Source organism: Pseudomonas sp. PDM10 (genome assembly GCF_014852295.1).
In the GTDB taxonomy this organism is placed as follows: Bacteria; Pseudomonadota; Gammaproteobacteria; order Pseudomonadales; family Pseudomonadaceae; genus Aquipseudomonas.
The window spans coordinates 1-428 of sequence record NZ_JACVBJ010000025.1 but is presented as its reverse complement, the minus strand read 5'-3'; the positions used below and the strand labels follow the sequence as shown (position 1 = coordinate 428).

The following is a 428-nucleotide window of genomic DNA, read 5'->3' as shown; positions in this document are numbered from 1 at the left end:
CGACAAGGACGGCGACAGTGCCCAAGCGACCCTCAACATCGGGCAGAACCTGGTGTTCGAGGACGATGGGCCAAGCATCAGCACCACCGGCACCGAGCCAATATTGACGGTAGACGAAACGGTGCTGGCGACCGACGCCACCCAGAGCTTTACCGCCAACTTCAGCTCGGCGTTTGGCGCTGATGGCGCCGGCACGCTGACCTATGCGCTGGGCATGACGGCCGGTGCTTCGGGGCTGACCGACACGGCCACTGGCGAGGCGGTGAACCTGTCGCTCAACGGCGGTGTAGTCGAAGGTCGCACGGCCACCACCAACCTGCTGGTGTTCACGGTCAGCGTCGCCGCCAACGGTGACGTCACCCTCGATCAGCTGCGCGCCGTGGTGCATCCCGATGCCACCAATCCCGATGATGCGACGAGCCTGAGCT

1 protein-coding gene is annotated in these 428 nt (G+C 65.0%); it reads left to right on the top strand.

From position 1 onward, the window contains the following. Positions 1–428 (top strand): DUF5801 repeats-in-toxin domain-containing protein (locus tag IB252_RS29945; RefSeq protein WP_225607661.1); only part of this gene is annotated, 428 nt, incomplete at both ends.